Origin of the sequence: Streptomyces sp. NPDC006687, assembly GCF_040636215.1 — a bacterium.
GTDB lineage: Bacteria > Actinomycetota > Actinomycetes > Streptomycetales > Streptomycetaceae > Streptomyces.
The window spans coordinates 78,604-104,977 of sequence record NZ_JBEYJJ010000005.1; the positions used below are offsets into that span (position 1 = coordinate 78,604).

General features: G+C 72.8%; 27 protein-coding genes. 11 read left to right on the forward strand and 16 right to left on the reverse strand.

Annotated features, from left to right (window positions below; all coding sequences use genetic code 11):
* The first annotated feature begins 21 nt into the window (after positions 1-21).
* Both ABZ716_RS08270 and ABZ716_RS08275 read left to right on the forward strand, forming a co-directional pair.
* Positions 22-1,242, forward strand: coding sequence for a TerD family protein (locus ABZ716_RS08270; RefSeq protein WP_358813850.1), 1,221 nt, complete (start codon positions 22-24; stop codon positions 1,240-1,242).
* Between the two features lie 113 nt (positions 1,243-1,355).
* A complete protein-coding gene (locus tag ABZ716_RS08275) occupies positions 1,356-1,526 on the forward strand; it encodes a hypothetical protein (protein ID WP_358957550.1) in 171 nt (56 codons plus the stop codon).
* Positions 1,527-1,553: 27 nt separating this feature from the next.
* Here ABZ716_RS08275 and ABZ716_RS08280 read toward each other — a convergent pair whose 3' ends face one another.
* Together ABZ716_RS08280 and ABZ716_RS08285 are read right to left on the reverse strand one after the other, a co-directional pair.
* Positions 1,554-3,011, reverse strand: coding sequence for an alkaline phosphatase PhoX (locus tag ABZ716_RS08280; RefSeq protein ID WP_358813848.1), 1,458 nt, complete (start codon positions 3,009-3,011; stop codon positions 1,554-1,556).
* A gap of 172 nt (positions 3,012-3,183) precedes the next feature.
* Entirely contained in the window at positions 3,184-4,686 is a 1,503-nt protein-coding gene (locus ABZ716_RS08285) for a hypothetical protein (RefSeq protein ID WP_358957552.1), read from the reverse strand.
* A 349-nt stretch (positions 4,687-5,035) separates the two neighbouring features.
* Here ABZ716_RS08285 and ABZ716_RS08290 point away from each other — a divergent pair, with 349 nt between their 5' ends.
* The 3 genes from ABZ716_RS08290 to ABZ716_RS08300 all read left to right on the forward strand — a co-directional run bounded on the left by ABZ716_RS08290 (position 5,036) and on the right by ABZ716_RS08300 (position 7,784).
* Positions 5,036-6,877, forward strand: coding sequence for an endonuclease/exonuclease/phosphatase family protein (locus tag ABZ716_RS08290; RefSeq protein ID WP_358957554.1), 1,842 nt, complete (start codon positions 5,036-5,038; stop codon positions 6,875-6,877).
* Between the two features lie 58 nt (positions 6,878-6,935).
* Complete coding sequence (locus ABZ716_RS08295; protein WP_358813845.1) at positions 6,936-7,385, forward strand: GNAT family N-acetyltransferase; 450 nt, start codon at positions 6,936-6,938, stop codon at positions 7,383-7,385.
* 144 nt (positions 7,386-7,529) lie between these two features.
* Positions 7,530-7,784: a hypothetical protein gene (locus tag ABZ716_RS08300; protein ID WP_351883552.1), complete on the forward strand. Its 255-nt coding sequence runs from the start codon at positions 7,530-7,532 to the stop codon at positions 7,782-7,784.
* An 86-nt stretch (positions 7,785-7,870) separates the two neighbouring features.
* On the opposite strand, the gene dapD is transcribed toward ABZ716_RS08300, so the two are convergent.
* Both dapD and ABZ716_RS08310 read right to left on the reverse strand, forming a co-directional pair.
* The gene (gene dapD / locus ABZ716_RS08305; RefSeq protein ID WP_351883550.1) at positions 7,871-8,851 is read right to left on the reverse strand and encodes a 2,3,4,5-tetrahydropyridine-2,6-dicarboxylate N-succinyltransferase; all 981 of its coding nucleotides are present in this window, start codon (positions 8,849-8,851) and stop codon (positions 7,871-7,873) included.
* 9 nt (positions 8,852-8,860) lie between these two features.
* Positions 8,861-10,156 carry an MFS transporter gene (locus tag ABZ716_RS08310; RefSeq protein WP_358957788.1) on the reverse strand — a complete coding sequence of 432 codons (1,296 nt, stop codon included), beginning with the start codon at positions 10,154-10,156 and terminating at the stop codon, positions 8,861-8,863.
* 95 nt (positions 10,157-10,251) lie between these two features.
* Between ABZ716_RS08310 and ABZ716_RS08315 the strand changes: the two genes are divergently transcribed.
* Complete coding sequence (locus ABZ716_RS08315) at positions 10,252-11,133, forward strand: winged helix-turn-helix transcriptional regulator (RefSeq protein ID WP_358957557.1); 882 nt, start codon at positions 10,252-10,254, stop codon at positions 11,131-11,133.
* A 49-nt stretch (positions 11,134-11,182) separates the two neighbouring features.
* On the opposite strand, the gene ABZ716_RS08320 is transcribed toward ABZ716_RS08315, so the two are convergent.
* Positions 11,183-11,716 (reverse strand): TetR family transcriptional regulator, encoded by a 534-nt coding sequence (locus tag ABZ716_RS08320; RefSeq protein WP_351883546.1) that lies wholly within the window; start codon positions 11,714-11,716, stop codon positions 11,183-11,185.
* Positions 11,716-12,039, reverse strand: coding sequence for a multidrug efflux SMR transporter (locus ABZ716_RS08325; RefSeq protein ID WP_351883544.1), 324 nt, complete (start codon positions 12,037-12,039; stop codon positions 11,716-11,718). Before ABZ716_RS08325 ends, ABZ716_RS08320 begins: the two co-directional genes overlap by 1 nt.
* 115 nt (positions 12,040-12,154) lie before the next feature.
* Here ABZ716_RS08325 and ABZ716_RS08330 point away from each other — a divergent pair, with 115 nt between their 5' ends.
* On the forward strand, positions 12,155-12,976 hold the full coding sequence (locus tag ABZ716_RS08330; protein ID WP_358957559.1) for a hypothetical protein: 822 nt from the start codon (positions 12,155-12,157) through the stop codon (positions 12,974-12,976).
* Between the two features lie 7 nt (positions 12,977-12,983).
* Here the strand turns inward: ABZ716_RS08330 and ABZ716_RS08335 are convergent, their stop codons facing one another.
* The 9 genes from ABZ716_RS08335 to ABZ716_RS08375 all read right to left on the reverse strand — a co-directional run bounded on the left by ABZ716_RS08335 (position 12,984) and on the right by ABZ716_RS08375 (position 21,133).
* Positions 12,984-14,312 carry a DUF3616 domain-containing protein gene (locus tag ABZ716_RS08335; RefSeq protein WP_358957791.1) on the reverse strand — a complete coding sequence of 443 codons (1,329 nt, stop codon included), beginning with the start codon at positions 14,310-14,312 and terminating at the stop codon, positions 12,984-12,986.
* 238 nt (positions 14,313-14,550) lie between these two features.
* Positions 14,551-14,895 carry a metal-sulfur cluster assembly factor gene (locus tag ABZ716_RS08340; RefSeq protein WP_007263433.1) on the reverse strand — a complete coding sequence of 115 codons (345 nt, stop codon included), beginning with the start codon at positions 14,893-14,895 and terminating at the stop codon, positions 14,551-14,553.
* Complete coding sequence (sufU, locus tag ABZ716_RS08345; protein ID WP_351883540.1) at positions 14,892-15,353, reverse strand: Fe-S cluster assembly sulfur transfer protein SufU; 462 nt, start codon at positions 15,351-15,353, stop codon at positions 14,892-14,894. The genes ABZ716_RS08340 and sufU overlap by 4 nt, the downstream gene beginning before the upstream one ends.
* 26 nt (positions 15,354-15,379) lie before the next feature.
* Positions 15,380-16,636 (reverse strand): cysteine desulfurase, encoded by a 1,257-nt coding sequence (locus tag ABZ716_RS08350; protein ID WP_351883538.1) that lies wholly within the window; start codon positions 16,634-16,636, stop codon positions 15,380-15,382.
* Positions 16,633-17,397 carry a Fe-S cluster assembly ATPase SufC gene (sufC, locus tag ABZ716_RS08355; RefSeq protein WP_351883536.1) on the reverse strand — a complete coding sequence of 255 codons (765 nt, stop codon included), beginning with the start codon at positions 17,395-17,397 and terminating at the stop codon, positions 16,633-16,635. The genes ABZ716_RS08350 and sufC overlap by 4 nt, the downstream gene beginning before the upstream one ends.
* Positions 17,398-17,404: 7 nt before the next feature.
* The gene (locus tag ABZ716_RS08360; protein WP_042820167.1) at positions 17,405-17,722 is read right to left on the reverse strand and encodes a bifunctional 3-phenylpropionate/cinnamic acid dioxygenase ferredoxin subunit; all 318 of its coding nucleotides are present in this window, start codon (positions 17,720-17,722) and stop codon (positions 17,405-17,407) included.
* The gene (gene sufD / locus ABZ716_RS08365; RefSeq protein WP_358957561.1) at positions 17,722-18,900 is read right to left on the reverse strand and encodes a Fe-S cluster assembly protein SufD; all 1,179 of its coding nucleotides are present in this window, start codon (positions 18,898-18,900) and stop codon (positions 17,722-17,724) included. The genes ABZ716_RS08360 and sufD overlap by 1 nt, the downstream gene beginning before the upstream one ends.
* Before the next feature lie 65 nt (positions 18,901-18,965).
* Positions 18,966-20,381 carry a Fe-S cluster assembly protein SufB gene (gene sufB, locus ABZ716_RS08370; RefSeq protein WP_358813839.1) on the reverse strand — a complete coding sequence of 472 codons (1,416 nt, stop codon included), beginning with the start codon at positions 20,379-20,381 and terminating at the stop codon, positions 18,966-18,968.
* Positions 20,378-21,133 carry an ArsR family transcriptional regulator gene (locus ABZ716_RS08375; protein WP_351883529.1) on the reverse strand — a complete coding sequence of 252 codons (756 nt, stop codon included), beginning with the start codon at positions 21,131-21,133 and terminating at the stop codon, positions 20,378-20,380. The genes sufB and ABZ716_RS08375 overlap by 4 nt, the downstream gene beginning before the upstream one ends.
* A 208-nt stretch (positions 21,134-21,341) precedes the next feature.
* On the opposite strand from ABZ716_RS08375, the gene ABZ716_RS08380 reads away from it, so the two are divergent.
* The 4 genes from ABZ716_RS08380 (at position 21,342) to ABZ716_RS08395 (ending at position 25,266) form a co-directional block, all read left to right on the forward strand.
* A complete protein-coding gene (locus tag ABZ716_RS08380; protein ID WP_358957563.1) occupies positions 21,342-22,268 on the forward strand; it encodes an ABC transporter ATP-binding protein in 927 nt (308 codons plus the stop codon).
* Positions 22,265-23,032, forward strand: coding sequence for an ABC transporter permease (locus tag ABZ716_RS08385; RefSeq protein ID WP_358957566.1), 768 nt, complete (start codon positions 22,265-22,267; stop codon positions 23,030-23,032). Before ABZ716_RS08380 ends, ABZ716_RS08385 begins: the two co-directional genes overlap by 4 nt.
* Before the next feature lie 106 nt (positions 23,033-23,138).
* A complete protein-coding gene (locus ABZ716_RS08390; RefSeq protein ID WP_358813836.1) occupies positions 23,139-24,275 on the forward strand; it encodes a hypothetical protein in 1,137 nt (378 codons plus the stop codon).
* Positions 24,276-24,279: 4 nt separating this feature from the next.
* Positions 24,280-25,266 carry a COX15/CtaA family protein gene (locus tag ABZ716_RS08395; protein ID WP_358957569.1) on the forward strand — a complete coding sequence of 329 codons (987 nt, stop codon included), beginning with the start codon at positions 24,280-24,282 and terminating at the stop codon, positions 25,264-25,266.
* Between the two features lie 11 nt (positions 25,267-25,277).
* On the opposite strand, the gene ABZ716_RS08400 is transcribed toward ABZ716_RS08395, so the two are convergent.
* Positions 25,278-26,372 (reverse strand): amidohydrolase, encoded by a 1,095-nt coding sequence (locus tag ABZ716_RS08400; RefSeq protein WP_358957572.1) that lies wholly within the window; start codon positions 26,370-26,372, stop codon positions 25,278-25,280.
* Positions 26,373-26,374: the final 2 nt, after the last annotated feature.

Sequence of the window (26,374 nt, forward strand, 5' to 3'; positions counted from 1 at the left end):
GGTGCCGGTCGTTCTCCCGGCATGACCGCTATGACCCCTGGTTCCAACCTGCCGCTCCCGACCACCCGCGTGACGGTGGACGTGGCTGCCCCGGTCCGGCTCGACGTGTCGGGCCTGCTGCTCGGGGCGGACGGCAAGGTGCGCTCCGACGCCGACTTCATCTTCTACAACCAGCCCTCCGGGCCCGGTGTCAGCTACCGGTCCGGTGGCGGAGCGGCGCCGGACTCGATCACCGTGGACACCGGCGCGCTGCCGCCCGGCATCGAGCGGATCGTGGTCACCGCCAGCCCCGATGCCGCGGGGCAGACCTTCCAGGGCATCGAGCCCACCGCCACCGTGCGGGACGCGGCCGGCGGCGCGGTGATCGCCACCTTCACCCCGCCCCGGCTCGGGGCGGAGACGGCCCTGGTGGTGGTCGAGGTCTACCAGCGCGGCGGCGTGTGGAAGGTGCGCGCGGTCGGCCAGGGGTACGCGAACGGGCTCGCGGGCATCGCCACCGACTTCGGTGTCTCCGTCGACGAGGAACCGGCCGCTCCGGCCGCCCCCGCGCCGGTCGCACCGCCGGTGCCGGCGCCGGTCACCGCCCCGCCCATGCCCCCGGCGCCCCCGGCCGTCCCCTCCGCTCCCCCGGCCCCCGCCTCCGCCCCGGCCGCCGCCTCCTCCGGGAAGATCAACCTGGACAAGGGCCGGGTCAGCCTGCGCAAGAACCAGACGGTCTCCCTCGTCAAGGGCGGCCGCCCGCTGCTGTCCCAGGTCAAGATGGGCCTCGGCTGGGAGCCCGCGTTCGGCGGCCGTGACATCGACCTCGACGCGTCCGTCATCGCCTACGGCCCGCAGCGCAACTTCGTCGACGCCTGCTACTTCGGCAAGCTGTCCATCCTGGGCGGCTCGGTCAAGCACTCCGGTGACAACCTGACCGGAGAGGGCGCGGGCGACGACGAGGTGATCGTGGTGGACCTCGGCCGGCTGCCCGCCGAGGTCACCGGCCTGGTCTTCACCGTCAACTCCTTCTCCGGCCAGAAGTTCACCGAGGTCGCCAAGGCGTACTGCCGGCTCCTCGACGCGGCGACCGACGAGGAACTGGTCCGCTTCGACCTGACCGGTGCCGAGCCGCAGACCGGCGTGATGATGGCCAAGCTCATCAAGCAGTTCTCCGGGGAGTGGGAGATGACGGCCATGGGCGACTTTGTGAAGTCCCGCACAGTGCGCGGGATGGTGCAGCCGGCCGGTCAGGCACTCTGAGCAGGTCGGCGGGCATATGCGGCAGGCGGTCACCCGGGCCGGAGCAGCCCGGGTGACCGAAGCCACGCGTAATCCGGAGGTGGCTGTCAGTGCTCGCCCGTAGCCTTGGAGGTATGCAGACTTCACTCCAGCCCGCGGGTCCCGCGCGCCCGTCCGCCGCCGAGGCGAACGAGGCGATACGGCTGCTCGTCGAGACCCGGGCTGACGGGGAGTGGCCGGCCGAGGCGTACGAGTTCCTCCTGGAGGAGTGGGCCTCGGCCTCCCGCTCGGAGCTGGCCGCGTAAAGCCGGCCTTCTACAGGGAGCCCCCCGTCAGCGCGGGGAGCGCCGCCACGGGCCGGTGATCGCCAGCATGATGCCCGGCTCCTGGATGTTGGCGTACAGGGTGCGCCCGTCCGGGGAGAAGCAGACCCCGGTGAACTCGGAGTAGTCCGGCTTCTCGGCCGTGCCGATGTTCAGTTCGTTGCGTGCCAGCGGGTAGACACGGCCGGACTCGGTGGCTCCGAGCAGGTGCTGGAGCCCGTTGCCGTCCTCGGCGATGACCAGGCCCCCGTACGGGGAGACGGTGATGTTGTCGGGGCCGTCGAAGCCGCCCTCGGCATCGGGGTCGGCGTTCACCCCGATGAGGACCACGAGGCGGATCGTGCGCCGCTTGGGGTCGTAGAACCACACCTGCCCGTCGTGCGCCGCGCCCGGGCTCTCCTCACGCGCGTACGAGGAGACGAAGTAGGCGCCGCCGTCGGCCCACCACATGCCCTCCAGCTTGCGCGCCCGCGTCACGGCGCCCGCCGCGAACTGCTTGCGCACCGACAGGGTGCGCGCGTCGCGGTCGGCGACCTCCACCCAGTCGACGCCGTAGACGGTCCCGGCCTTGGTGGCGCGCGAGAGGTCGTCGACGAACTGCCCCGCCTTGTCGAAGCACTTGGCCGCCGCCAGCACCCCGGCGTCGGGGGCGAGGGTGCGCAGACGGCCGCGCCCGTGCCGGAAGCCCTGCGGCGGGGTCCAGCGGTAGAGCAGCCCGTTGGGGCCCGAGGCGTCCTCGGTGAGGTAGGCGTGGCCCTGGTGCGGGTCGATGACGACCGCCTCGTGGGCGTAGCGGCCGAACGCCTTGACGGGCTGGGGGTCGCGGTTGGCCCGGCGGTCGTGGGGGTCGACCTCGAAGACGTACCCGTGGTCCTTGGTCATGCCGTTCTTGCCGGCCAGGTCCTCGGTCTCCTCGCAGGTCAGCCAGGTGCCCCAGGGGGTGGCGCCGCCCGCGCAGTTGGTCGAGGTGCCGGCGATGCCCACCCATTCGGCGACCTCGCCGCCGCGCCGGACCTCGACCACCGTGCAGCCGCCGGACGCGGCGGGGTCGTACACCAGGCCCTCGGCCAGCGGTACGGGGTGCGGCCAGTTCGCCCGCGGCCCCTTCAGCTCGTGGTTGTTGACGAGGAGGGTCACGCCGCGGGGCCCCTCGAAGGCGGCCGTGCCGTCGTGGTTGGAGGGGGTGCTCTCGCCGGAGTCGAGGGTGGTGACACCGCTGTGGGTGATCACCCGGTAGCTGAACCCGGCGGGCAGGGCGAGCAGTCCGGCCGGGTCGGGCAGGAGCGGCCCGTAGCCGGGGGCGGACGGGCGGCCGTGGCCCTCGCCGGAGCCGGCGGCGCCGGGTGCGGGGTCGTCGGCGGCCAGGGCGCCGGGGGCGGTGGCGAGGGCGCCGACCGTTCCGGTGAGGGCGACGCCCGCACCGGCGAGGGCGGTGCGGGCGGTGAAGTCTCTGCGGCTGAGGGGCATCGGAGCTCCTGGGGTTGGGAGGTGGTGCGCGCCTGAACGTACGGTCGTCGGCGCACACGCTCCCGGCCGTACGTGAACGGCGGCTGAACTACCCCCGAATGGCGCCAGGCCCCTTGCCCCCGGCCGGAATGGCGGACTCCGCCCGAAGAACGGCCAGTTGCCCCCCTCCCGGTCAAGCCTTCCGGGAGCGGGCCTTGAAGGCGGCCTTGCGGGCCTCCTTCGCCGCCTTCTTGTCCGGGTGCAAGCGGCCCATGGCCTCCAGTACCGAGGCCGTCGCCGGGTGTTCGGACCGCCATACGCGGTCGAAGAAGCCGGTGTGGTGCTCCGTCAGGCTCCGCATGAGCAGCGGCAGCTCCTCGGTCTCCCCGTCCGCGGCGAGCTGCGCCGCGATGGTGTCCACCGTCAGCCAGAACACCATCTCCTGGTCCGGCGCCGGTACGTCCGTCGCCCCGCGCTCCGCGAGCCAGACCCGGGCCAGCCCGCCCAGCTGGCCGTCGTCCAGTACGGCCCGTACCGCCGGCTCGGCCTCCGGTCCGGCGGGGGCGAGGGCCTGCTGGCAGCGCAGCCGGCGCAGCGGCGCGCCCTCGTCGTCCCCGCGGGCGGCGGCCAGCAGCTCGGCGACGGCGACGGGCAGCTCGCGCCCGGCCATCCACTGCTCGATCTCGGCCTGCGCGGCGCCCTCGGGGTAGGAGGCGACGGCGTCGAGCAGCGCGTCGGCGCCCTTGCCGGCCAGCTCCCCGACGGCGGGGGCCTCGACCCCGGCCTCCAGCATGCGCGCGCGGACGCCGTAGAGGCCGAGCGGGGTGAGCCGGACCATCCCGTAGCGGGTGATGTCCTCCTCGTCCTCCGCCTGCCCGGGGCCGCCGGCCGGGTCGTCCGCCTCGGCGAGGTCCTCGGCCTCCGCCATCAGGGCCTCGTCGAGGGGGTGGTAGTCGACCAGGCCGATCGGTTCCAGCTGCCGGAACTGGTCGTCGAGCCGCATCATCGCGTCCGAGACCTGCTCCAGCACCGCGTCGGACGGGTCGCCCATGTCGTCCGGCATGATCATCGACGCGGCGAGCACGGGCAGCGGCACCCGCCCGTCGCCCGGGGCGCCCTCGGAGACGCTGAGCAGGTAGAGGCTGGCGAGCACCCCGTCGAGGAAGTCCGCCTCGCGCTGCGGGTTCCAGCCGAGCCGGTCGAAATCGATCTCACCGCCCGCGTCCAGGGCGTCGACCAGGTCGTCCAGGTCGGGTACGGCGGCATCCGCGAGGACGGTGTCCAGGGCCGCCAGCCACAGGTCGAGCACATCGGCGGGCGCGCCGCCGGTCAGCAGCGGGAGGTCCTCGCCGGGGGCGGCCGTACCGTACTCGGGCTCGCCGCCGTCCGCGCCGTCTCCGGCGTCCTCCTCCGGCTCCGTCACATCGACCAGGCCGGTGTCCACGGCGACCCGCCACGCCTGGCTCGCGTGCGCCGGCGCGTCCTCGTCGGCGGGGTCGAGGCCCAGGACCGCGGCGGCCTCCGCCAGCTGGTCGGGGACGAGTTCCCCGCCGACGTCGACACGGGTACCGGGTCCGGCCCAGCGGGCGAGGCGTACGGCGCGGGCGAACAGCGGGGCGACGAGGGCGTCGCGGGCCAGCTCCGCATCGGAGTGCAGCCGTACCGGCGGCAGCGTGGAGTGCGGCTCTGCGGACATGGGGTGGTTCTCCTCGGACGGGCACGCGCGGGACGGCCGGGTGAATCGGGACGGACGGAACGAGCGGAGGCGGGCGGGCCGGTGAATCGGGACGGAACGGGACGTGCGGAGACGAGCAGAACAGTGTCGGGTCCGGTCGCGGAGGGACCGTCAGACCTGGTGTGGCCACCCAGCGTAGACGCATCCGGGAGCGCCCCGGCGGAGCGGAATCGTCAGTTCATCCCACAGTCAGCTGTCGGATGGCCTGGAGACCTTGACAACTTTGCTGGTCGCACAGGACATTGACGCGCGTAGACGTTAAGGGACCGTCAAATCCCACCCCCCTCCTCCACACACCGGAGTCCCCTCCATGCGCTCATCGCATCCCCGTTCCGCCGCCGTCGCCGCGCTCGTCGCCACCGCGCTGGCCTCCGGCCTGCTCGCGGGCACCGCCGACGCGGCCGAAGGCGCCGTGTCCGCCGATTCGGTACGCATCCACGACATCCAGGGCACCACCCGGATATCCCCGCTCAACGGCAAGGCCGTCACCGGGGTCCAGGGCATCGTCACGGGCGTACGCACCTACGGCTCGCGCGGTTTCTGGATCCAGGACCCCGACGCCGACGACAACCCCGCCACCAGCGAGGGCATCTTCGTCTTCACCAGCTCCGCCCCGACCGTGGCCGTCGGTGACGCCGTCAAGGTCTCCGGCACGGTCGGCGAGTACGTCCCGGGCGGCGCCGCCTCCGGCAACCAGTCGGTCACCCAGATCGCCAAGCCCACCGTGACGGTGCTCTCCTCGGGCAACGCGCTGCCCGAGGCCACCGTCGTCAACGAGTACTCCGTCCCGGCGGAGTACGCCCCGGCGGGCGACCCGGCCGCCGGCGGCAGCATCAACGGCCTGACCCTGGACCCCTCGCGGTACGCGCTGGACTACTACGAGTCCCTGGAGGGCATGAACATCCGCATCGGCACCTCCCGCGTGGTCGGCGCCACCGACCCGTACGCGGAGCTGTGGGTGACGGTGAAGGGCTGGGAGAACACCGTCAAGCGCGGCGGCACGCTCTACGGCTCGTACGAGTCCCAGAACACCGGCCGCCTCCAGATCCAGCAGCTCGCGCCCCTCGCGCAGCAGCCGTTCCCGGTGGCCAACGTCGGGGACCGGCTGACCGGCACCACCGAGGGCCCCCTCGACTTCAACCAGTTCGGCGGCTACACCCTGGTGGCGCGCACGCTCGGCACGGTCAAGGCGGGCACCCTCGCCCCCGAGAAGACCAAGGCCCAGTCGCCCGGCGAGCTCGCGGTGGCCACGTACAACGTGGAGAACCTCGACCCCACCGACCCGCAGGAGAAGTTCGACAACCTGGCCAAGGCGGTCGTCCAGAACCTCGCCTCGCCCGACATCGTGGCCCTGGAGGAGATCCAGGACGACAACGGCGCCAAGAACGACGGCACCGTCTCGGCGGAGGAGACCATCAAGAAGTTCACCGCGGCCGTCGTCGCGGCGGGCGGCCCCGCCTACGAGTGGCGCTCCATCAGCCCCGAGAACGGCAAGGACGGCGGCGAGCCCGGCGGCAACATCCGCCAGGTCTTCCTCTTCAACCCCGCCCGTGTCTCCTTCACCGACCGCGCGGCGGGCGACGCGCTGACCGCCACCGGCGTGGCCCGGGAGAACGGCAAGGCCGCCCTGACCCACTCCCCCGGCCGGATCGACCCGGCGAACCCGGCGTGGACCGACAGCCGCAAGCCGCTGGCCGGCGAGTTCGTCTTCCGCGGCCGCACGGTGTTCGTGATCGCCAACCACTTCAGCTCCAAGGGCGGCGACGAGGGCCTGGCCTCGCAGCACCAGCCCCCGGTGCGCAAGTCGGAGGAGAAGCGGCTGCTCCAGGCGCAGGCGGTGAACACCTTCGTCAAGGACATCCTCGCGGCCGACAAGAACGCGGACGTGCTCGCCCTCGGCGACATCAACGACTTCGAGTTCTCGAACACGGCCAAGGCGCTGGAGGACGGCGGGGCGCTGTTCTCGGCCATCAAGTCGCTGCCGAAGGCGGAACGTTACTCCTACGTGTACCAGGGCAACGCCCAGGTGCTGGACCAGATCCTGGTCAGCCCGGCGATCAGGAACTACGCCTACGACAGCGTGCACATCAACGCCGAGTTCTCGGTCCAGAACAGCGACCACGACCCGCAGGTCCTGCGCTTCCGCCCGTAACCCCCGCGACAGGGACCCGGCCCGCCGCCACGGCCGGGTCCCCTGCCACACTCCGGCCATGATCTTCCGCACCGCCACCCGCCAGGACCTGCCCGCCGTCCTGGCCCTGCTGGCCGACGAGGAGCGGGTCGTCGACCCGGCGTCGGTCCTCGTCGGCGAGGCGCACGAACGGGCCTTCGCCGCCATCGAGGCGGACCCGCGCAACGAGATGCTGGTCCTCGTGGACGGGGAGGCGGTCCTGGGCTGCCTCCAGCTGACGTACATCCCGGGCCTGGGCCAGGGCGGGCGGGAGCGGGCGCTGGTGGAGGCCGTACGGATCCGCGCCGACCGGCGCGGCGGCGGGCTGGGCGCGGAGCTGATGCGGCTGGCCGCGGAGCGGGCCCGCGCGCGGGGCTGCGGGCTGGTCCAGCTGACCAGCGGCAAGCGGCGCTCGGCCGCGCACCGCTTCTACGAGCGGCTCGGCTACGTCCGTAGCCACGAGGGTTTCAAGCTGCGGCTCGAGCCCTGAGCGGACCCCTGGCGCGGCAGCGGAAGACCTTCACGCTCCGGCGTGACGCTGGACACACCGGTGCCCACATGGACCGGTTGTGGTGTTGAGTGTCCCCCACGTCCGATCTTGTCCGTCTTGTACCGCCCGCATTCTGGAGGCCGCGTGTTCCCCTCCATCTCCCTCGTCCAGGAAATCGGCGTCGCCGTCCTGCTCGTGGCCGCCCTCGTCTGGGTGTTCGGTCTGGGCCACATGCTGTGGGACAGCCGCTTCCACCCCCCGGAGCCGGACGCCCGCGAGGGCCTGCCGGTCATCCCGTCCCAGCGCACGGCGTCGGCGCACCCGATGGAGTCGGTGGAGCTGACCCAGGCGGAGAAGGATGCCTTCGCGGGCCTCATCCGCACCCTCCCCCTGCACTGACCGCACGCGGCACCCGCAGGACACGGCGAAGCGCCCCCCACCCCTCGCCGGGGTGGGGGGCGCTTCGGCCGTCCGGCCCGCGCGGGTCAGTTGTGGCTGTGGAGGACCTCGTTGAGGCCGCCCCAGTTCGCCTTGTACGGGCGGGCCTCCACGGCGCCGGTGACCGAGTTGCGGCGGAAGAGGATGTTGTCGGCGCCGGAGAGCTCCAGGGCCTTGACGATCTGGCCGTCCGGCAGGGTCACCCGGGTGCCGGCGGTGACGTAGAGGCCGGCCTCGACGACGCACTCGTCGCCCAGCGCGATGCCGATGCCCGCCTCGGCGCCGACCAGGGTGCGCTCGCCGATCGAGATGATCTGCTTGCCGCCCCCCGAGAGGGTGCCCATCGTGGACGCGCCGCCGCCGATGTCGGAGCCGTCGCCGACGACGACGCCCGCCGAGATGCGGCCTTCGACCATCGAGGTGCCCAGGGTGCCGGCGTTGAAGTTGACGAAGCCCTCGTGCATCACGGTGGTGCCCTCGGCGAGGTGCGCGCCGAGGCGGACGCGGTCCGCGTCGGCGATGCGCACGCCCTTGGGGGCGACGTAGTCCGTCATCCGGGGGAACTTGTCGATCGAGGTGACCTGGAGGTGCAGGCCCTCGGCGCGGGCGTTCAGCCGGACGGTCTCGACCTGGTCGACGGGGACCGGGCCGAGGGAGGTCCAGGCGACGTTGGCGAGGAGGCCGAAGAGACCGTCCAGGTTCTGGCCGTGCGGCTTGACCAGGCGGTGGCTGAGCAGGTGCAGGCGCAGGTACGCGTCGTGCGCGTCCAGCGGCTTGTCCTCCAGGGAGGCGATCACGGTACGGACGGCTACGACCTCGACCCCGCGCACCGCGTCCGAGCGGACGGCCTTGGCCGCGGCGGCGCCGAGGAGCTCCACGGCCTGCTCGGCGGTGAGGCGCTCGGTGCCGGCCGGGCCGGGCTCGGCGGAGAGCTCGGGGGCGGGGAACCAGGTGTCGAGGACGGTGCCGTCGGCGGCGAGGGTGGCAAGTCCGGCGGCGACGGCGCCGGTGGTACGCGTAGCAGTCATGCCCGAAACCTAACCGGCGACGGGCCGCCGCCGCGAACCGGTCTCATGTGCCGAGCGCGCGCCGCGCCGCTCCTCCCCGGCCGCGGAACCCCGGGCCGCGCGCCCCTGCCGCGCGGAGAGCCGGATCAGGACCGCCCCCGCCCCGGCGGCCAGCGCCGCGCACAGCGGCCACAGCAGCCAGGGGGCCGCCGCGTACAGGGCCCCGCCGGCCACCGGGGAGAGGATGGTGCCGCTGACGGAGACCCCGGCGTACAGGCTCTGGAACCGTCCGACGGCGTGCGCGGGGGCCTGGTCGGCGACATAGGCGGTGGCGGTGGTCTTGTAGAGGATCTCGCCCAGGCTGAGCAGCACCATCATGGCGACGGCGGTGGCCGCCCCCGCGCCGAGCAGCAGCGCCGCGTACCCGGCGCCGAGCAGCACCAGCCCGGTGCCGGTGACCGCCAGCGGCGGCCTGCGGCGCAGCGCGACGGCGGCGGGGAGCTCCAGCAGCAGGATGACGGCCCCGTTGAGGGCGATGACCAGGCCGAAAGCACGGACGTCGAGGCCGTGGTCGGCGAGGAAGACCGGGAAGGTGGAGTACTGCTGCCGGTAGACGACGTCCGCGACGAGGATCGCGCCGAGCAGCACCAGGACCGCGGGCCGCGCCCGCAGTGCGGCCCACACCCCGCCGCCCAGACCCCCGTCCGGGGCCGCTGGGGGCACCTCCCGTGCCCGAAGGGCTACGGGGGAGGGGGTGCGGGAGGCGACGCGCGCCGGGACGACGCGGGCGGTCCAGAGGGCGAAGAACAGGGTGCCGACGGCGTCGCCGGCGAAGAGCCAGTCGTAGGAGAGCTCCGCCGCGACCAGCGCCCCCAGCGGCGGGCCCAGGGTGAAACCGCCGTTGGACACGCACCGCACGACCGCGAACGCCTGCCGCCGCGCCCCCTCGGGGACGACGACGGCCACCAGGGCGGAATTGGCCGCCCGCACCACGCCCGAGGCGTACTGGGCCACCGGCAGGGCCGCGTACAGCAGCGGGGTCGCCAGCACGGGGACGGCCAGCAGGACCAGGCCGCCCAGGGCGGAGGCGGCGAGCAGCACCCGGCGGTGGCCGAAGCGGTCGCCGTACCAGCCGCCGGTGAAGTTGCCGGCGACGAGGCCGACGCCGCCGATGCCGGTCACCACGCCGGCCTGCGCGGCGCCGAGGCCGCGCGGGCCGGTCAGGTAGAGGAAGACGAAGACGAAGGTGAAGCTGACGACGGCGTTGACGAACACCCCCGCGGCCAGCAGCCACACCACCCGCGGTACGTCCTTGAACCCCTTCAGCACACCCGTCCCCCTCGCCCGGCCAGCAGTCAGTTCCCTTTGGGAACGGACTATGTCAGCATGACAGCCTGGGGTCAACGGACTAAGGAGTTCCCATGGCCCAGCGCACGCACCTCGGTGACGCGGACTGCTCCATCGCCCAGGCCCTCGACGTCGTGGGCGACTGGTGGACGCTGCTGATCGTGCGCGACACCGCGCGCGGGCTGCACCGCTTCGAGGAGCTCCAGCGGGAGCTGGGGGTGTCCCGGAAGGTGCTCGCCGAGCGGCTGAAGCTGCTGGTCGAGGCCGGGGTGCTGACGCGCGAGCCGTACCAGGAGCGTCCGGTGCGGCACGAGTACCGGCTGACCCCGCGCGGACGGGGGCTGCTGCCGGTCCTGGTGGCCCTCCAGGACTGGGGTGACACCTGGGTCCTGGGAGAGGGAGAGATGACAGCGACGGCCGAGGAGTCCTCGAAGGAGGCCGCACGGGTCCACGGACTGCGGGGCACCCGGCTGCCGGAGCTGCTGCTGCCGGACCGTTTCGGCGAGCGGCGCGACCCGGTGGCGCAAACCCCGTTCACGGTCCTGTACTGCTTCCCCGCCGCCTACGCCCGCTCCGAGTCCTATCCGCCCGGCTGGGGCGGGATCCCCGGTGCGCGGGGCTGCACGCTGGAGTCCTGCACCTTCCGCGACCAGCTCGCGGAGTTCAGCGCCGCCGGAGCCACCGTGCACGGGGTGTCCACGCAGCGGCCGGACGAGCAGCGGGAGTTCGCGGAGCGGGAGCGGCTGCGGTTCCCGCTGCTGTCCGACGCGGACCTCGACCTGGTCACGGTGCTGCGGCTGCCGACCTTCCGCGCGGCGGGGGTGAGCCGGATCAAGCGGCTGACTCTGGTGGTGGACCGGGAGCGGGTGGTGCGGGAGGTGTTCTACCCGGTACGGGACATCGAGGCGTCGGTGGCTGCGGCGCTGACGGCCGTCCGTTCCGCCGCGCGGGCCTGAGCCCCCGCCCGGGGCCTCGAACGCCGGGCGGGGGCCGGGGCCGATCCGGCTAGGCCCTCAGGACGCGGCTCAGGAGGTCACGGGCGTAGCGCTCGTCGTACGCCGTGTCCGTCAGGAGGGCCTGGAGGGCGAGGCCGTCCATCACGGCCACCAGGGCGCGGGCCGTCACCGGGTCGGTGTGGGCGGACAGGGCGGTGACCACCGACGCGCACCACTCGGCCGCGACCGGGCGCAGCGCCGGGCGGCGCAGGGCCGCCAGGTAGAGCTCGTACTCCAGCTCCGCCCGGGCCCGGTCGGCGGTCAGCAGGTCCCCCAGCAGGCGGGCCAGCGCCCCCGCGAGGTCCTCGCCCGCGCGCAGCACCAGCGCGGGCGCGTACGCCTCGTTCGCCTGCCGCAGGGCCGCCACCAGCAGGTCGTCCAGAGTTTTGAAGTGGTACGTCGTCGAGCCGAGCGGTACGTCCGCCTCCGCCGCCACGCTGCGGTGACTCAGCCCCGCGATCCCCTTGGCCCCGACCACCCGGATCGCGGCGTCGATGATCCGCTGCCGGCGCCCGGGGTCGTAGCGGCGTACGGGGGCGCCCATCAGTGGGTCGCTCCGCCCAGGTTGAGCAGGACGACCCCGCCGATGACCAGCACGATCCCGGCGATCTTCGCGGCGGTGGCGGCCTCGCCCAGGAACACCATGCCGATCGCGGCGATGGCGGCGGTGCCGACCCCGGCCCAGATCGCGTACGCCGTGCCCACGGACATCGACTTCAGGGTCTGCGCGAGCAGCGTGAAGGCGATGACGTAGCCGAGCAGGGTGCCCAGCGAGGGCCAGAGCCGGGTGAAGCCGTCGCTGTACTTCATCGCGGTGGTCCCGGCGACCTCGGCGGCTATGGCCATGGCAAGCAGTACGTACGGCATGTGGACAACTGTACGCATCGGAACCCGCCGATGCGTACACATGTACACCCGCAGACCCCGGGACACCGGCGCGCGGCGGAGCTACGGTGTCCCCACTCAGGACAGGGGGCCGCTCATGGCGATGCAGCACGGAGTGCGGCGGGGGCCCGGGCCCGGCGTGGTGCCCCTGCGCCCGCTCGGCACCTCCGACATCCTCGGCGGCGCCCTCGCCGCCCTGCCCCGCTACGGCGGCCCGCTGTGCGGTGCGCTGCTGCTGGGGCAGCTGATGGCCGGGCTGCTGGTCACCGCGGCGGCCGGCGCGGCCACCCTGGCCTCGCTCAGCCCCGCCTCGGGCAGCCGGGTCTTCGTGTGGACCCTCTTCCCGGCGGCGGCGCTGTTCCTGCTGTTCACCTGCGCCCTGGCCACCGCCCTGATCGCGGTCCTGCTGCGCCCGGCGGTGCTCGGCCGCCCGGTGACCGCGCCCGGGCTGCTGCGCGCCGCCCTCCCCCGCACCCCGGCGGTGCTCGGCGTCCAGCTGCTGGCCCTCCTGACCGGGGCCGGGCCGCCCGCCGCCCTGCTCGCGCTGGGAGCGCCCGCCCCGGCGGTGCTCCCGCTGCTCCCCGTCGCCCTGTGGCTCGGGGTGCGCTACGCCCTGGCGCCGACCGCCGCCGGGTACGAGGGGCTCGGGCCGGTGACGGCGCTGCGGCGCTCGGCCCGCCTCGTGCGCGGCGCCTGGTGGCGGACCCTAGCCGTGACCGCCCCGGCGGTGGTGTTCACCGGGGCGGCCGGGTGGGCGCTCCTGCAGTGGTTCGGGCTGCCGGGGGCCCTGGCGGCGCTGGTCCTGCTGCCGGCCTTCCCCCAGCTGCCGGCCGGCCTGCTCTACGTGGACCGGCGGATCCGCCACGAGCACCTGGCCGAGGCCCTCGCGACGGATCCACGGCCGGCCGGCCCGGCCTGAGCCGGGGTCAGTTGAGCGTGAACCAGGCCGCGCGGGACTTCTTGAACTCCGGGTGCGTGAGGTCCTTGGCCGCGACGCCGTCCCCGTAGAGGTCGGCCGAGCCGCTGTCGGTGATCAGCTGCACCCGCGCGCCCGGCGCCGACAGGTCGGGGACCTCCACGATGGCCTCCCAGCCGCCCGGGTCGCTGGTCGGCAGGTCCGCCCGCTTGACGGGGGCATGGCCGGCGACGCCGTCCCACTGGTAGAGGGCGTAGGGGTCGGAGTTGTCGTCGGCGGCCCAGGACCCGGCCAGGATCAGGTACTGGTCCTGGGCGTTCTTGCGGATGTCGCGGACCGAGAGCCCGCCCAGGTCCAGCTCGACCGGGGAACCGAAGGCGGCCGAGGCCCCGTTGGCGAGGACCTTGTCGAAGTTGGTGACCGGCACCAGCAGCGCCTTGCCGCCCGGGACGGCCGGGGCCAGCGGCGCCCGGAAGCCCACGTAGGCGGTGGTGGCCGAGCCGGGGGCGAACTCCAGGCCCTCCACGTTGAACCCGTCGATCTGCTTGGGCGCCTGGCCGCTCGCCGTGCCCGCCGCGAAGCCGTACCGGTCGCCGTGCGCCGCGTCCCAGGCCACCAGGTCCTCGCGCAGGTGCTGGTACGAGCGCCCGTACGCGAGCTGCGTGGCGGAACCGGAGCCGCTGACGGTGGTGGTGAACACCGTGTTGCGCGGGGCCTTGTACTCGCCGTCCTTGTTGTTGCCGAGCGAGCCGGTCCAGTAGACGGTGTCGCCGATCCGCGTCGCGCCCTCGATGTCCACCTCCTTGGTGACACCGAGCTGGGAACTGAAGTCCCAGGTGCGCACGGGGGCGTCCGAGCGGGAACGGTCGTACAGGCGCAGCACGTTGTTCTCGTCGTCGGCGACCACGGTGAAGCCGCCGCCGACGTCCACGGCGGCCGAGGAGTCCGAGGCGCCGCTGAAGTAGCGGGCGTCCGCCGGGTTCTGCACGGCGGCGGAGGCCGCGTAGGAGAGGGTCCTGGTGGCGGTCTTGCCGCCGAGCCCGGTGACCTTGATCGTCAGGCTGGTGTAGCCCCGGCTGTGCGCGGTGACGGCCAGCCGGCGCACCGCCCCGGTACCGGTCACGGTGACATCGCCGGTGCCGGCGACGGACGCCTTGGTGGAGGCGGAGGCGCTGACGGTCAGGGCGGAGGCGTCGGCACCGCTCTGCGCGACGGTGACGCCGACGCTCGCGTCCCCGACGCCGCCGACGGATCCGGACAGGTAGGCGGCGGACAGCGCGATGGTGGGGGTCCCGTAGGTGACCGCGTGCGCGGGCACGACCGTCGCGGCGACGATCAGTGCGGCGGCTGCGGCGGTACCCGCGATGCCGAGCTGTTTCTTCACGGTGGCGTCCTCTCCCTCACGGCGCTCGCCGTGACGACCGTCGAAAAGATTCGGCCACCGAGGCCAACTTCCGGTACACACCGGCCGTCCACCGGAAGAACCCGGGAGGACGGAGAACAGTGCGCGCAGAGGGCGGAGAACGGCGAGGGCCCCCGGCACGACCGTGCCGGGGGCCCTGCCTCGACCGTGTGGGTCAGACGTTGAAGCCGAGTGCGCGCAGCTGCTCACGGCCGTCGTCCGTGATCTTGTCCGGGCCCCACGGCGGCATCCAGACCCAGTTGATGCGCAGTTCGTTGACGATGCCCTCCGTCGCCGACTTCGCCTGGTCCTCGATGACGTCCGTCAGCGGGCAGGCCGCCGAGGTCAGGGTCATGTCGAGGGTGGCGATGTTCGCGTCGTCGATGTGGATCCCGTAGATCAGGCCCAGGTTGACGACGTCGATGCCCAGCTCGGGGTCGACCACGTCGTAGAGGGCCTCGCGGACCTCCTCCTCGGTGGCCGGCTTGATCGACGCCTCGGGCGTCGCGTTCTCGGTCATGCCGTCTTCCTCTCCGCGTCACCCAGTGCCTGGGCGGTCGCGTCCTTCCACGCCATCCAGCTCAGCAGAGCACACTTCACGCGCGCGGGATACTTGGAGACACCGGCGAACGCGACCGCGTCCTCCAGCACCTCCTCCATCTCCTCGTCCGGCTCGATCTTGCCCTTGGACTGCATCAGCTCCAGGAACACGCCCTGGATCTTCTGCGCCTCGGACAGTTCCTTGCCGACCAGCAGCTCGTTCAGCACGGACGCGCTGGCCTGGCTGATGGAGCAGCCCTGGCCCTCGTAGGAGACGTCGGTGAGCGTCTCGCCGTCGTACTTCACGCGGAGCGTGATCTCGTCGCCGCACGTCGGGTTGACGTGGTGCACCTCGGCGTCACCGTCGCGCAGGCCACGCCCGTGCGGGTGCTTGTAGTGGTCCAGGATCAGTTCCTGGTACATCGAATCCAGCTTCACAGCGTCCTCGTCCTCGTGGCCCTCGGTCAGCCGAAGAAGTTCCGTACGTGCTCCAGCCCGGCGACCAGCGCGTCGACCTCGGCGGGAGAGGAGTACAGGTAGAAAGACGCTCGCGTGGTCGCCGGAATTCCGTAGCGCAGGCAGACCGGGCGCGCGCAGTGGTGTCCCACGCGGACCGCGATGCCCTGCTCGTCCAGGACCTGGCCCACGTCGTGCGGGTGGATGTCGCCGAGCACGAAGGAGATCGCCGCGCCGCGGTCCTCGGCCGTGGTGGGGCCGATGATCCGCAGGTCGGGCACCTCCTGGAGGCGCTTGACCGCGTACTCGGTGATCGCGTGCTCATGCGCCGCGATCTTGTCCATGCCGATCGCGGTCAGGTAGTCCACGGCCGCGCCGAGGCCGACGGCCTGGGCGATCGGGGGCGTACCCGCCTCGAACTTGTGCGGCGCCGGGGCGTAGGTCGAGGCGTGCATCGACACGGTCTCGATCATCTCGCCGCCGCCGAGGAACGGGGGCAGGTCCTCCAGGAGCTCCTGGCGGCCCCACAGGACGCCGATGCCGGTCGGGCCGCACATCTTGTGGCCGGTGAAGGCCACGAAGTCGGCGCCGAGCGCCTGCACGTCCAGCGGCATGTGCGGGGCGGCCTGGGAGGCGTCGATCAGCACCAGGGCGCCGACGTCCTGGGCGCGCCGGACGATCGCCTCGACCGGGTTGACCGTGCCCATGATGTTGGAGACCAGCGTGAAGGAGACGATCTTCGTCTTCTCCGTGATGACCTCTTCGATGTTGGACAGGTCGAGCCGGCCGTCGTCGGTGAGGCCGAACCACTTCAGCTTCGCGCCCGTGCGCTGCGCGAGCAGCTGCCACGGGACGATGTTGGAGTGGTGCTCCATCTCCGTGATGGCGATCTCGGTCTCGCGGTCCACCCGGTAGGGCTCATCGGCCCAGCCGAGCATGTTCGCGACCAGGTTGAGCGACTCCGAGGCGTTCTTGGTGAAGATCACCTCGTCGCGGCTCGGCGCGTTGATGAAGGCGGCGACCTTGTCGCGGGCGCCCTCGTACAGCGCCGTGGCCTCCTCGGCGAGCACGTGCACGCCGCGGTGGACGTTGGCGTTGTGCTGCTCGTAGTACTCGTTCAGCGCGTCGAGCACCTGGCGCGGCTTCTGCGAGGTCGCCGCGTTGTCCAGATAAACGATCTTCTTCCCGTCGTGGACCACACGATCCAGCAGGGGGAAGTCCTTGCGGATCGCCTCGGTGTCGAGGAGGCCAGGCAGCTGTGTCACGCGGTCGCGCCACCCTTCACGTACTTGTCGTAGCCCTCGTTCTCCAGCTGGTCGGCGAGCTCGGCGCCGCCGGACTCGGCGATGCGGCCGTTCGCGAACACGTGCACGAAGTCGGGCTTGATGTAGCGCAGGATGCGCGTGTAGTGGGTGATCAGCAGGGTGCCGACCTCACCGGACTCGCGGACGCGGTTGACGCCCTCGGAGACGATGCGCAGGGCGTCGACGTCCAGACCGGAGTCCGTCTCGTCGAGGATCGCGATCTTCGGCTTGAGGAGCTCCAGCTGGAGGATCTCGTGGCGCTTCTTCTCACCGCCGGAGAAGCCCTCGTTGACGTTGCGCTCGGCGAAGGCCGGGTCCATCTGGAGCTGCTCCATGGCGGCCTTGACCTCCTTCACCCAGGTACGCAGCTTGGGGGCCTCGCCGCGGATGGCGGTGGCGGAGGTGCGCAGGAAGTTGGAGACCGAGACGCCGGGGACCTCGACCGGGTACTGCATGGCGAGGAAGACACCGGCGCGGGCGCGCTCGTCGACGGACATCTCCAGGACGTCCTCGCCGTCGAGGGTCACGGTGCCACCGGTGATGGTGTACTTCGGGTGACCGGCGAGGGAGTACGCCAGGGTGGACTTGCCGGAGCCGTTGGGGCCCATGATGGCGTGCGTCTCACCCTGCTTGACCGTCAGGTCGACACCCTTGAGGATCTCGCGGGCGCCGTTCTCGGCCTCGACGGAGACGTGCAGGTCGTGGATTTCAAGCGTTGCCATGGGTACCTCAGGACTCCTGGGTGAGGGAGACGAGCACGTCGTCCCCTTCGATCTTTACGGGGTAAACGGGGACGGGGCGCGTCGCGGGCAGACCGGAGGGCTTGCCGGTGCGCAGGTCGAAGGCCGACCCGTGCAGCCAGCACTCGATCATGCAGTCCTCGACCTCACCCTCCGAGAGCGAGACGTTCGCGTGCGAGCAGATGTCGTTGATCGCGAACACCTCCCCCTCGGTGGAGACGATGGACACCGGCGTGCCGTCGAGTTCCACCCGCTTCGGGGTGTTCTCCTCCAGCTCGCTCAGCGCGCATGCCTTGACGTAGGTCATCAGACGGCCGCCGCCAGCTCGGCCTCGATCTTCGCGATCAGGCGCTCCTCGATGTCCTCGACGCCGATCTGCTGGATGAGCTCCGCGAAGAAGCCGCGCACGACCAGGCGGCGGGCCTCGTCGGCCGGGATGCCGCGGGCCTGGAGGTAGAACAGCTGCTCGTCGTCGAAGCGGCCGGTGGCGGAAGCGTGGCCGGCGCCGACGATCTCGCCCGTCTCGATCTCCAGGTTCGGCACCGAGTCGACGCGCGCGCCGTCCGTCAGGACGAGGTTGCGGTTCATCTCGTAGGTGTCGGTGCCCTCGGCGGACTTCTCGATGAGGACGTCACCGATCCAGACCGCGTGGGCGTCCTGGCCCTGGAGCGCGCCCTTGTAGACGACGTGGGACTTGCAGTGCGGGGCGTCGTGCGTGACGAGGAGGCGGTGCTCCTGGTGCTGGCCGGCGTCCGTGAGGTACAGGCCGATCAGCTCGGCCTCGCCGCCGGGACCCGCGTAGGTGACGCGCGGGTGCAGGCGCACCAGGTCGCCGCCGAAGGTCACGACGACGGACTTGAAGCTGGCGTCGCGGCCGATGAGGGCGTTGTGCTGCGAGGTGTGCACCGCGGTGTCGTCCCAGTCCTGGACGGAGACGAAGGTCACCTTGGCGCCGTCGCCGACGAGGACGTCCACGTTGGCGGCGCGCACGCCGTCGCCGGTGTGGTCGATCACGATGATCGCCTCGGCGAACGGCTTGATGTCGAAGACGGTGTGCCCGAAGGTCGTACCGCCCTCACCGTGCAGGGCGACCCGGATGGGCTCGGCGAGCACCGTCTCCTTCGGCACGGTGACGACCGTGGCCTTGGCGAAGGAGGAGAAAGCCTGGGCGGCGACGCGGTCGACGGGGGTGCCGGCCTTGCCGATCCGCTCGTCGTCACGCTCGACCGACTCGACCGTCACGCCCTCGGGGGCGTCGATCTGGGCCTTCATGCTTCCGTCGGCGACCGCGGTGCCGTCGTGCAGGCCCTTGAGGCGGGCGAGCGGGGTGAACCGCCACTCCTCCTCGCGGCCGTGCGGGACCGGGAAGTCGGCCACGTCGAAGGACGGGGGCGCGCTCATCCGGGTGGCGACGGTGGACTCGGCGGCCACCGCGATCGCGCCGGCGGTGGTGGAGCCCGCCGGAATGTTCTGAGCCTCAGCCATGGCTGTCGTTCTGCTCTCTTCCTACGTCGTCAAAGAATGTGCTGCGGGGGGCGGGGAGGCCGGTACTAGCCGACCGAGCCCTCCATCTGCAGCTCGATCAGCCGGTTCAGCTCCAGCGCGTACTCCATCGGCAGCTCCTTGGCGATCGGCTCGACGAAGCCGCGCACGATCATGGCCATGGCCTCGAACTCGGTCAGGCCGCGCTGCATCAGGTAGAAGAGCTGGTCGTCGGAGACCTTGGAGACGGTGGCCTCATGGCCCATCGTCACGTCGTCCTCGCGGACGTCGACGTAGGGGTAGGTGTCCGAGCGGGAGATGGTGTCGACCAGGAGCGCGTCGCAGAGCACGTTGGACTTGGAGCCCGAGGCGCCCTCGCCGATCTCGACCAGGCCGCGGTAGGAGGTGCGGCCGCCGCCACGCGCCACCGACTTGGAGACGATGTTCGAGGAGGTGTTCGGCGCCATGTGGACCATCTTGGAGCCGGCGTCCTGGTGCTGGCCCTCGCCCGCGAAGGCGATGGACAGGGTCTCGCCCTTGGCGTGCTCGCCCATCAGGTAGACGGCCGGGTACTTCATGGTGACCTTGGAGCCGATGTTGCCGTCGATCCACTCCATGGTCGCGCCCTCGTACGCCACGGCGCGCTTGGTGACCAGGTTGTAGACGTTGTTCGACCAGTTCTGGATGGTCGTGTAGCGGCAGCGGCCGCCCTTCTTGACGATGATCTCGACCACGGCGCTGTGCAGCGAGTCCGAGGAGTAGATCGGGGCGGTGCAGCCCTCGACGTAGTGGACGTAGGCGTCCTCGTCGACGATGATCAGCGTCCGCTCGAACTGGCCCATGTTCTCCGTGTTGATACGGAAGTAAGCCTGGAGCGGGATGTCCACGTGGACACCCTTGGGGACGTAGATGAACGAGCCGCCCGACCACACCGCGGTGTTCAGCGAGGCGAACTTGTTGTCACCGACCGGGATGACCGTGCCGAAGTACTCCTGGAAGAGCTCCGGGTGCTCCTTGAGCGCGGTGTCCGTGTCGAGGAAGATGACGCCCTGCTCCTCCAGGTCCTCGCGGATCTGGTGGTAGACGACCTCGGACTCGTACTGGGCCGCGACACCGGCGACGAGGCGCTGCTTCTCCGCCTCGGGGATGCCGAGCTTGTCGTACGTGTTCTTGATGTCCTCCGGCAGGTCCTCCCAGGAAGCGGCCTGCTTCTCGGTGGAGCGCACGAAGTACTTGATGTTGTCGAAGTCGATGCCCGAGAGGTCGGAGCCCCAGTTCGGCATGGGCTTCTTGTCGAACAGCTTGAGGCCCTTGAGACGGAGGTTCAGCATCCACTCCGGCTCGGACTTCTTCGCCGAGATGTCGCGGACGACGTCCTCGGACAGACCCCGCTTGGCAGCGGCGCCGGCCGCGTCGGAGTCGGCCCAGCCGTATTCGTAGGTGCCCAGGCCATCGAGCTCAGGGTGAGCAGTCTCCGTGGTCATGCGGGGTTCCTCCCGGCCGTACTTGCAGATGCTGGTGTGTCGTGCTGTGCCGCGCTTCGCGGGATGAACGTGGTGCACACCCCGTCGCCGTGGGCGATGGTGGCGAGGCGCTGCACATGCGTCCCGAGCAGGCGGGAGAAGACCTCGGTCTCCGCCTCGCACAGCTGCGGGAACTGCTCGGCGACGTGTGCGACCGGGCAGTGGTGCTGACAGAGCTGTTCACCGCTGTGCGGACCGGGAGCGCTCTTCGCCGTAGCAGCGTACCCGTCCGCGGTCAACGCCTTCGCGAGGGCCTCGGTGCGGTCCGCCGGTGCGGCCGCCTCGACGGCTTCCCGGTAGGTCTCCGCCTGCGTCGCCATCCTCGCCCGGGCGAAGGCGGCGACGGCCGCCTCGCCCTTCTCGCCGCCGCCCACGGACTGCGCGATCCAGCGCAGGGCGTCCGCGGCGAGCTTGTCGTAGGACTGGTCGAAGGCGTCGCGTCCGCAGTCGGTGAGCGCGAAGACCTTCGCGGGCCGGCCCCGGGTGCGTGCGCCGTACACACGCTGCTCACGGGGTGCGACCACGTCGTCGGCGACGAGCGTGTCGAGGTGGCGGCGGACGGCGGCCTGGGTGAGGCCGAGACGCTGCGCGAGGTCGGCGACGGTGGAGGGACCGTGGTCCAGGATGGACCTCGCGACCCGGTTGCGGGTTGACCGCTCACCGGTCGCGAGCTCCCCCTGGGGGGTCTCACTGATCCGTTCGCCGTATTTCACAACGCCATTGTTGCGTAATTACCGGAGCCCCGACAAGCCGTGACGGACGCCACTCCTGGTGTCCTCCATCACTAAGGGTTACCTAATCTCTCCACGGAGAGTAAGGGCGGGGCCCCGGCCCGACCGCCCTGGCCAGCGGCGATGCACGCCCGGGGGAACCTTCCCCCGCCGCCCCTGGGCGCCCCCGCCGCTCCGTAGACTCACCCGCATGAGCAACGACCCCGCCGTGGAGATCCGCGGACTGGTGAAACGGTACGGAGCGAAGACGGCCGTCGACGGCCTGGACCTCACCGTCCCCGGGGCGGCCGTCACCGCCGTCCTCGGCCCCAACGGCGCGGGCAAGACCACCACCATCGAGACCTGCGAGGGCTACCGCCGCCCCGACGCCGGCACCGTCCGCGTCCTGGGCCTGGACCCGGTCGCCGACGCGGACGCCCTGCGCCCCCGGATCGGCGTGATGCTCCAGTCCGGCGGCATCTACTCCGGCGCCCGCGCCGTCGAGATGCTGCGCCACATGGCCCGGCTGTACGCGGACCCGCTGGACGTGGACACCCTGGTCGAACGCCTCGGCCTCGGCGGCTGCGGCCGCACCCCCTACCGCCGGCTCTCCGGCGGCCAGCAGCAGCGCCTCTCCCTGGCCATGGCCGTCGTCGGCCGCCCCGAACTGGTCTTCCTGGACGAGCCCACCGCCGGCCTCGACCCCCAGGCCCGCCGCGCGACCTGGGAACTCGTACGGGAACTGCGCGCCGACGGGGTCGCCGTCGTCCTCACCACCCACCACATGGACGAGGCCGAGCAGCTCGCCGACGAGGTGGCCGTGATCGACTCCGGCCGGGTCATCGCCCACGGCAGCCCCGAGCAGCTGTGCCGCGGCGGCGCCGAGAACACCCTGCGCTTCTCCGGCCGCCCCTCCCTGGACCTGGCCTCCCTGCTCAAGGCCCTGCCCGACGGCACCCAGGCCGCCGAGCTCACCCCGGGCTCCTACCGGGTCACCGGCGACGTGGACCCCCAGATGCTGGCCACCGTCACCTCCTGGTGCGCCCAGAACGGGGTGATGCCCAGCAGCCTGACGGTGGAGCGGCACACCCTCGAAGACGTCTTCCTCGAACTGACCGGTAAGGAGCTGCGCGCATGAGCGCCGGTACGTTCACCCCCCGGCCCGGCGCCGCGCCCGTCTCCCGGATGATCCGGGCGCAGACCGCGCTGGAGACCCGGATGCTGCTGCGCAACGGCGAGCAGCTGCTGCTGACCGTGATCATCCCGGCGCTGCTGCTGACCCTGTTCTCTTCCGTGGACATCATCGACACCGGCGCCGGGAACTCCGTGGACTTCCTCGCCCCGGGCGTCCTGGCGCTCGCCGTGATGTCCACCGCCTTCACCGGCCAGGCCATCGCCACCGGCTTCGACCGCCGCTACGGGGTGCTCAAGCGGCTCGGGGCCTCACCGCTGCCGCGCTGGGCGCTGATGGCCTCCAAGACCCTGTCGGTGCTGGTCACCGAGGTGCTCCAGATCGCCCTGCTGACGGGGATCGCGCTGGCGCTGGGCTGGTCCCCGCACGGGAACCCGCTCTCGGTCGCCGCGCTAGTGCTGCTGGGCACCGCCGCCTTCTCCGGGCTCGGCCTGCTGATGGCGGGCACCCTGAAGGCCGAGGTGACGCTGGCCGCCGCCAACCTGGTGTTCCTGCTGCTGCTGGTCGGCGGCGGGGTGATCGTGCCGCTGGAGAAGTTCCCCGGCGCGGTGCGGGACGTCCTCGCGCTGCTGCCCGTCTCGGCGCTCTCCGACGGGCTGCGGGAAGTGCTCCAGCACGGGGCCGCCCTGCCCTGGGGGGACGCGGCGGTGCTGGCCGCCTGGGCGGCGCTGGGGCTGGGCGCGGCGGCGAAGTGGTTCCGCTGGGAGTGACGCGGCTGCGCGCACCGCGGGAGTGAATCACCGCCCCCGCACGTTGGGCGGGCTGGAGGCCGACCACCTCCACGACAGCGGATCGGCGACGCCGGGGGCGACGGACATGGGGCAGCGAGAGGCCGTACTGCGGCTGGACGGGCAGTGGGAGCGGATCCGGTCGGGGGCGGCGCAGGCCGCCCCCGGTGAGGCCGAGCGGCTGCTGGGCGAGCTGATCGGGGCGCTGCGCGAGCCCGCCCGCACCGACCCGGAGTGCGCGGCCCGGCTGGGGCTGCGCCTGGGCGACCTCGCCGCGCGCCGGTTCGCCGCCGGGGACCGGGCGGGCGCGCTGGCCGCCGTCGAGGAGGGCCTGCGCCATGCGCAGCAGGCCGCCGCACACGCCCCCGAGTACGCCCGCTGGTACGCCCGGGGCCTGATCAACCAGGGCGTCTGGCTGGCCTGGCCGCTGAGCGACGGGGCGCGGCTGCCCCGGTACCCGCTCGGCGAGGCCGCGGAGGAGGGCCCGAGCGCCATGGAGCGGGCGGCCGGTGAGCGCGCCCGGGACCTGACCCGGGCCGCCGTCGAGGTGTGGGCCGGGCTCGACCAGGACGACCCCGTCAACCGGCGCGGGCTCGCCCAGGCCAAGGTGTTCCTCGGGGACCGCCTCGCGGAGCTGGGCTCGGCCGCCGACGCCTTCGCCTGGGCGGTGGACGCCGAGGAGGGCTTCCGCCGGCTGCTGCTGGCCTCCCCCGGGCCCGAGGAGGCCCTGGAGGCTGAGGAGGCCCTGGACCACATCGGCCGCCAGCTGGAGCTGCGGCTGCGCTACCTCACGCCCGCCTCCCTGGCCGGCCTGCGGGCGGACGGGCTGCTGCCCGAGCGGCTGCTGCCGCAGGCCGTGGTGGCCGCGCGGATCCAGGGCGAGCCCGAGGAGGCGGTCGCCGCCGGGCTGGGGCTGGAGCCCGAGCAGGTCGCGACCATGCTGGAGGTCACCGCCTGGCGTGCGGTGTGGCGGGTCGAGGTGCGCGCCGCCGACGGGCTGTGGGCCCGGCAGCCCGCCCCGTGGCAGGGCGCCGCCGAGGTGCGCCGGCGGACCGCCGAGGAGGTGGGGGCGGAGGTGGTGCGGGGGTTCATGGCCTCCCCGCAGTACCCGGGCGACGCCGCCCTGTGGCGGGTGCGCGTGTGGTGGCACGAGGAGGGCGACCCGGCCGGGGCGCGGTTCCGGCTGGTGGTCGGGCCCGACGCACCCGCAGCCACCCCCTCGTGAAAGTTTGCACAAGGCGGCGCCTACGATAGGGGCCGTGTTGAACCCATTCGCATACCTCGCCGGCCGCTGGACCCCGTCACCCCGGACCGTCCGGCGCGCCGCGTCAGTGGCGCTCCTGATGAGCGTGGTCATCGTCGTCACCGGCGGCGCGGTGCGGCTGACCGGTTCCGGCCTCGGCTGCGACACCTGGCCCAAGTGCACGGGCGACAGCCTGATCGTGACCCAGGCCCAGGGCTTCCACGGCGCCGTCGAGTTCGGCAACCGGATGCTCACGTACGTGCTCTGCGCGGCGGTCGGCGGCGTGATCCTCACAGCCCGCGCCGCCAAGCCCTGGCGGCGCTCGCTGACCCGGCTCGGCTGGACCCAGTTCGGCCTGGTCATGGGCAACGCCGTCCTCGGCGGCATCACCGTGCTGACCGGCCTGAACCCGTACAGCGTGGCCGGGCACTTCCTGCTGGCCACCAGCCTCCTCACGGTGACCGTGGTCACCTGGCAGCGCACCCGCGAGGGCGACGGCGCCCCCAGGCCGCGCGTGCCCGGTCCGGTGCGCAAGCTGTCCTGGGCGCTGACCGCCGCCGCCCTGGTGCTGATCGCCGCGGGCACCGTGGTGACCGGCTCGGGTCCGCACGCGGGCGACAAGAGCGAGATCGAGCGGATGCCGTTCGACTGGGCGGTCACCGCCCATGTGCACGCGATCGCCGCCTGGCTGGTGTGCGCGCTCGCCGTGGCGATGTGGCTGGTGCTGCGGGTGGCCGACGCCCCCGCCGACACCCGGGCGCGCGCCCGTGACCTGCTGCTCGTCCTGCTCGCCCAGGGCGCCATCGGCTACGTGCAGTACTTCACCTCGCTGCCCGGGGCCCTGGTCGCCGCCCACATGCTCGGCTCCTGCCTGGTGTGGATCTGCGTGCTCCGCCTGGCCCTGAGTCTGCGCGAGCGCTCCGCCGGGGAGCAGAGCCCGGCGCACGAGGAAGCGCAGCTCTCGGCGGTCTGACCGCCCGGTCCTCAGCCGCGTTCCTCCAGCCGGTAGACGCGGCGGGCGTTGCCCGCCGCGAGCATCCCCGCGACCCGGTCCGCGTCCCGACGGGACCAGGCCCCGTCGGCGGCCCAGCCGCCCAGCACCCGGCCCAGCGCCTCGCGGAACACCAGGGCGCCGACGGCGTGCAGCTCGGGCAGGTTCCGGCCGCCGCTGGAGAACAGCAGCTTCCCGAAGGGCGCGAGCTCCAGCAGCTCGGCCAGGAGGGCCGCGGCCCGGGCCCCGCTCCGCCCCAGGGCCGGCCCGAGATCGGCGTGGACGTGCGGGTACGCCGCCGCCAGCAGCGCGGCGTCCCGGTGGTGCGGGTACCCCCCGAGCAGGACGAGCCGCGCCCCGGGCCCGGCCGTGGCCCGCACGAAGCCGGCCAGCGCCCCGGGCCCCGCCCCGCCCGTGTGCAGCTGGACCGGCAGCCCGGCGGCCACCGCACTCCACAGCAGGTGCCGCAGGAGGACGGGGTCCCCCGCCGCCCCTCCCCGCGCCCGCGCGGCCAGCCACCGCCCGGCCGCCCCGCGGACCTCGCCGGGGCCGGGCGGGTGCGGGGCGTCGGCGAGGGCGGCGGCGTACCCGGCGTGGGGGCCGCAGGCGAAGGCGACCGCCGCGGCGGCGGCGGCGTGGACGGCTCCGGCGAGGCCGGCGAGGAAGGCGGCGACGCTGTCCGAGGCGTCGGCGGCCCGCGTGGCGAGCGGCTCCAGCCGGACCACCTCGAAGGCCCGGGCGTCCCCGGCGAGGGCCAGCTCCTTGGGCCCGGTGAGGTCCCCGGGGGCTCCCGTGTCGACGAGGTAGGTGCCCACTCCGGAGCCCCGCAGCAGTCGCCGCGTGCTCTCGGCGGCCCCGAGCTCGCGCCGCCGGGCCAGGTAGCGGGCCGGCGTGCAGTGCGGCTCCAGGCCGAGCAGGGGCGGGCACCACCGGCGCACGGCGAAACCGGTCTGGGTGTCGAAGAAGGTGGTCCCGGCGGCGGGCGGGCCGGCCGAGTGGACCAGCTGGGCCTCGAAGGTGGCGAGCCCCAGCTCCGTACGGAGCACTCCCTGGCAGTACTGGTCCACCAGGGGCGGCGTTTCGATCATCC

Excerpts from the sequence above, each read along its gene's own strand:
- ABZ716_RS08290 (WP_358957554.1), top strand. The coding sequence starts at position 5,036 with ATGCGCTCATCGCATCCCCGTTCCGCCGCCGTCGCCGCGCTCGTCGCC.
- sufC (WP_351883536.1), bottom strand. The coding sequence starts at position 17,397 with ATGGCAACGCTTGAAATCCACGACCTGCACGTCTCCGTCGAGGCCGAG.
- dapD (WP_351883550.1), bottom strand. The coding sequence starts at position 8,851 with ATGACTGCTACGCGTACCACCGGCGCCGTCGCCGCCGGACTTGCCACC.
- sufD (WP_358957561.1), bottom strand. The coding sequence starts at position 18,900 with ATGGCTGAGGCTCAGAACATTCCGGCGGGCTCCACCACCGCCGGCGCG.
- ABZ716_RS08340 (WP_007263433.1), bottom strand. The coding sequence starts at position 14,895 with ATGACCGAGAACGCGACGCCCGAGGCGTCGATCAAGCCGGCCACCGAG.
- ABZ716_RS08280 (WP_358813848.1), bottom strand. The coding sequence starts at position 3,011 with ATGCCCCTCAGCCGCAGAGACTTCACCGCCCGCACCGCCCTCGCCGGT.
- ABZ716_RS08390 (WP_358813836.1), top strand. The coding sequence starts at position 23,139 with ATGGGGCAGCGAGAGGCCGTACTGCGGCTGGACGGGCAGTGGGAGCGG.
- ABZ716_RS08385 (WP_358957566.1), top strand. The coding sequence starts at position 22,265 with ATGAGCGCCGGTACGTTCACCCCCCGGCCCGGCGCCGCGCCCGTCTCC.
- ABZ716_RS08295 (WP_358813845.1), top strand. The coding sequence starts at position 6,936 with ATGATCTTCCGCACCGCCACCCGCCAGGACCTGCCCGCCGTCCTGGCC.
- ABZ716_RS08275 (WP_358957550.1), top strand. The coding sequence starts at position 1,356 with ATGCAGACTTCACTCCAGCCCGCGGGTCCCGCGCGCCCGTCCGCCGCC.
- ABZ716_RS08285 (WP_358957552.1), bottom strand. The coding sequence starts at position 4,686 with ATGTCCGCAGAGCCGCACTCCACGCTGCCGCCGGTACGGCTGCACTCC.
- ABZ716_RS08380 (WP_358957563.1), top strand. The coding sequence starts at position 21,342 with ATGAGCAACGACCCCGCCGTGGAGATCCGCGGACTGGTGAAACGGTAC.
- sufB (WP_358813839.1), bottom strand. The coding sequence starts at position 20,381 with ATGACCACGGAGACTGCTCACCCTGAGCTCGATGGCCTGGGCACCTAC.
- ABZ716_RS08320 (WP_351883546.1), bottom strand. The coding sequence starts at position 11,716 with ATGGGCGCCCCCGTACGCCGCTACGACCCCGGGCGCCGGCAGCGGATC.
- ABZ716_RS08270 (WP_358813850.1), top strand. The coding sequence starts at position 22 with ATGACCGCTATGACCCCTGGTTCCAACCTGCCGCTCCCGACCACCCGC.
- ABZ716_RS08315 (WP_358957557.1), top strand. The coding sequence starts at position 10,252 with ATGGCCCAGCGCACGCACCTCGGTGACGCGGACTGCTCCATCGCCCAG.
- ABZ716_RS08325 (WP_351883544.1), bottom strand. The coding sequence starts at position 12,039 with ATGCCGTACGTACTGCTTGCCATGGCCATAGCCGCCGAGGTCGCCGGG.
- ABZ716_RS08360 (WP_042820167.1), bottom strand. The coding sequence starts at position 17,722 with ATGACCTACGTCAAGGCATGCGCGCTGAGCGAGCTGGAGGAGAACACC.
- ABZ716_RS08400 (WP_358957572.1), bottom strand. The coding sequence starts at position 26,372 with ATGATCGAAACGCCGCCCCTGGTGGACCAGTACTGCCAGGGAGTGCTC.
- ABZ716_RS08330 (WP_358957559.1), top strand. The coding sequence starts at position 12,155 with ATGGCGATGCAGCACGGAGTGCGGCGGGGGCCCGGGCCCGGCGTGGTG.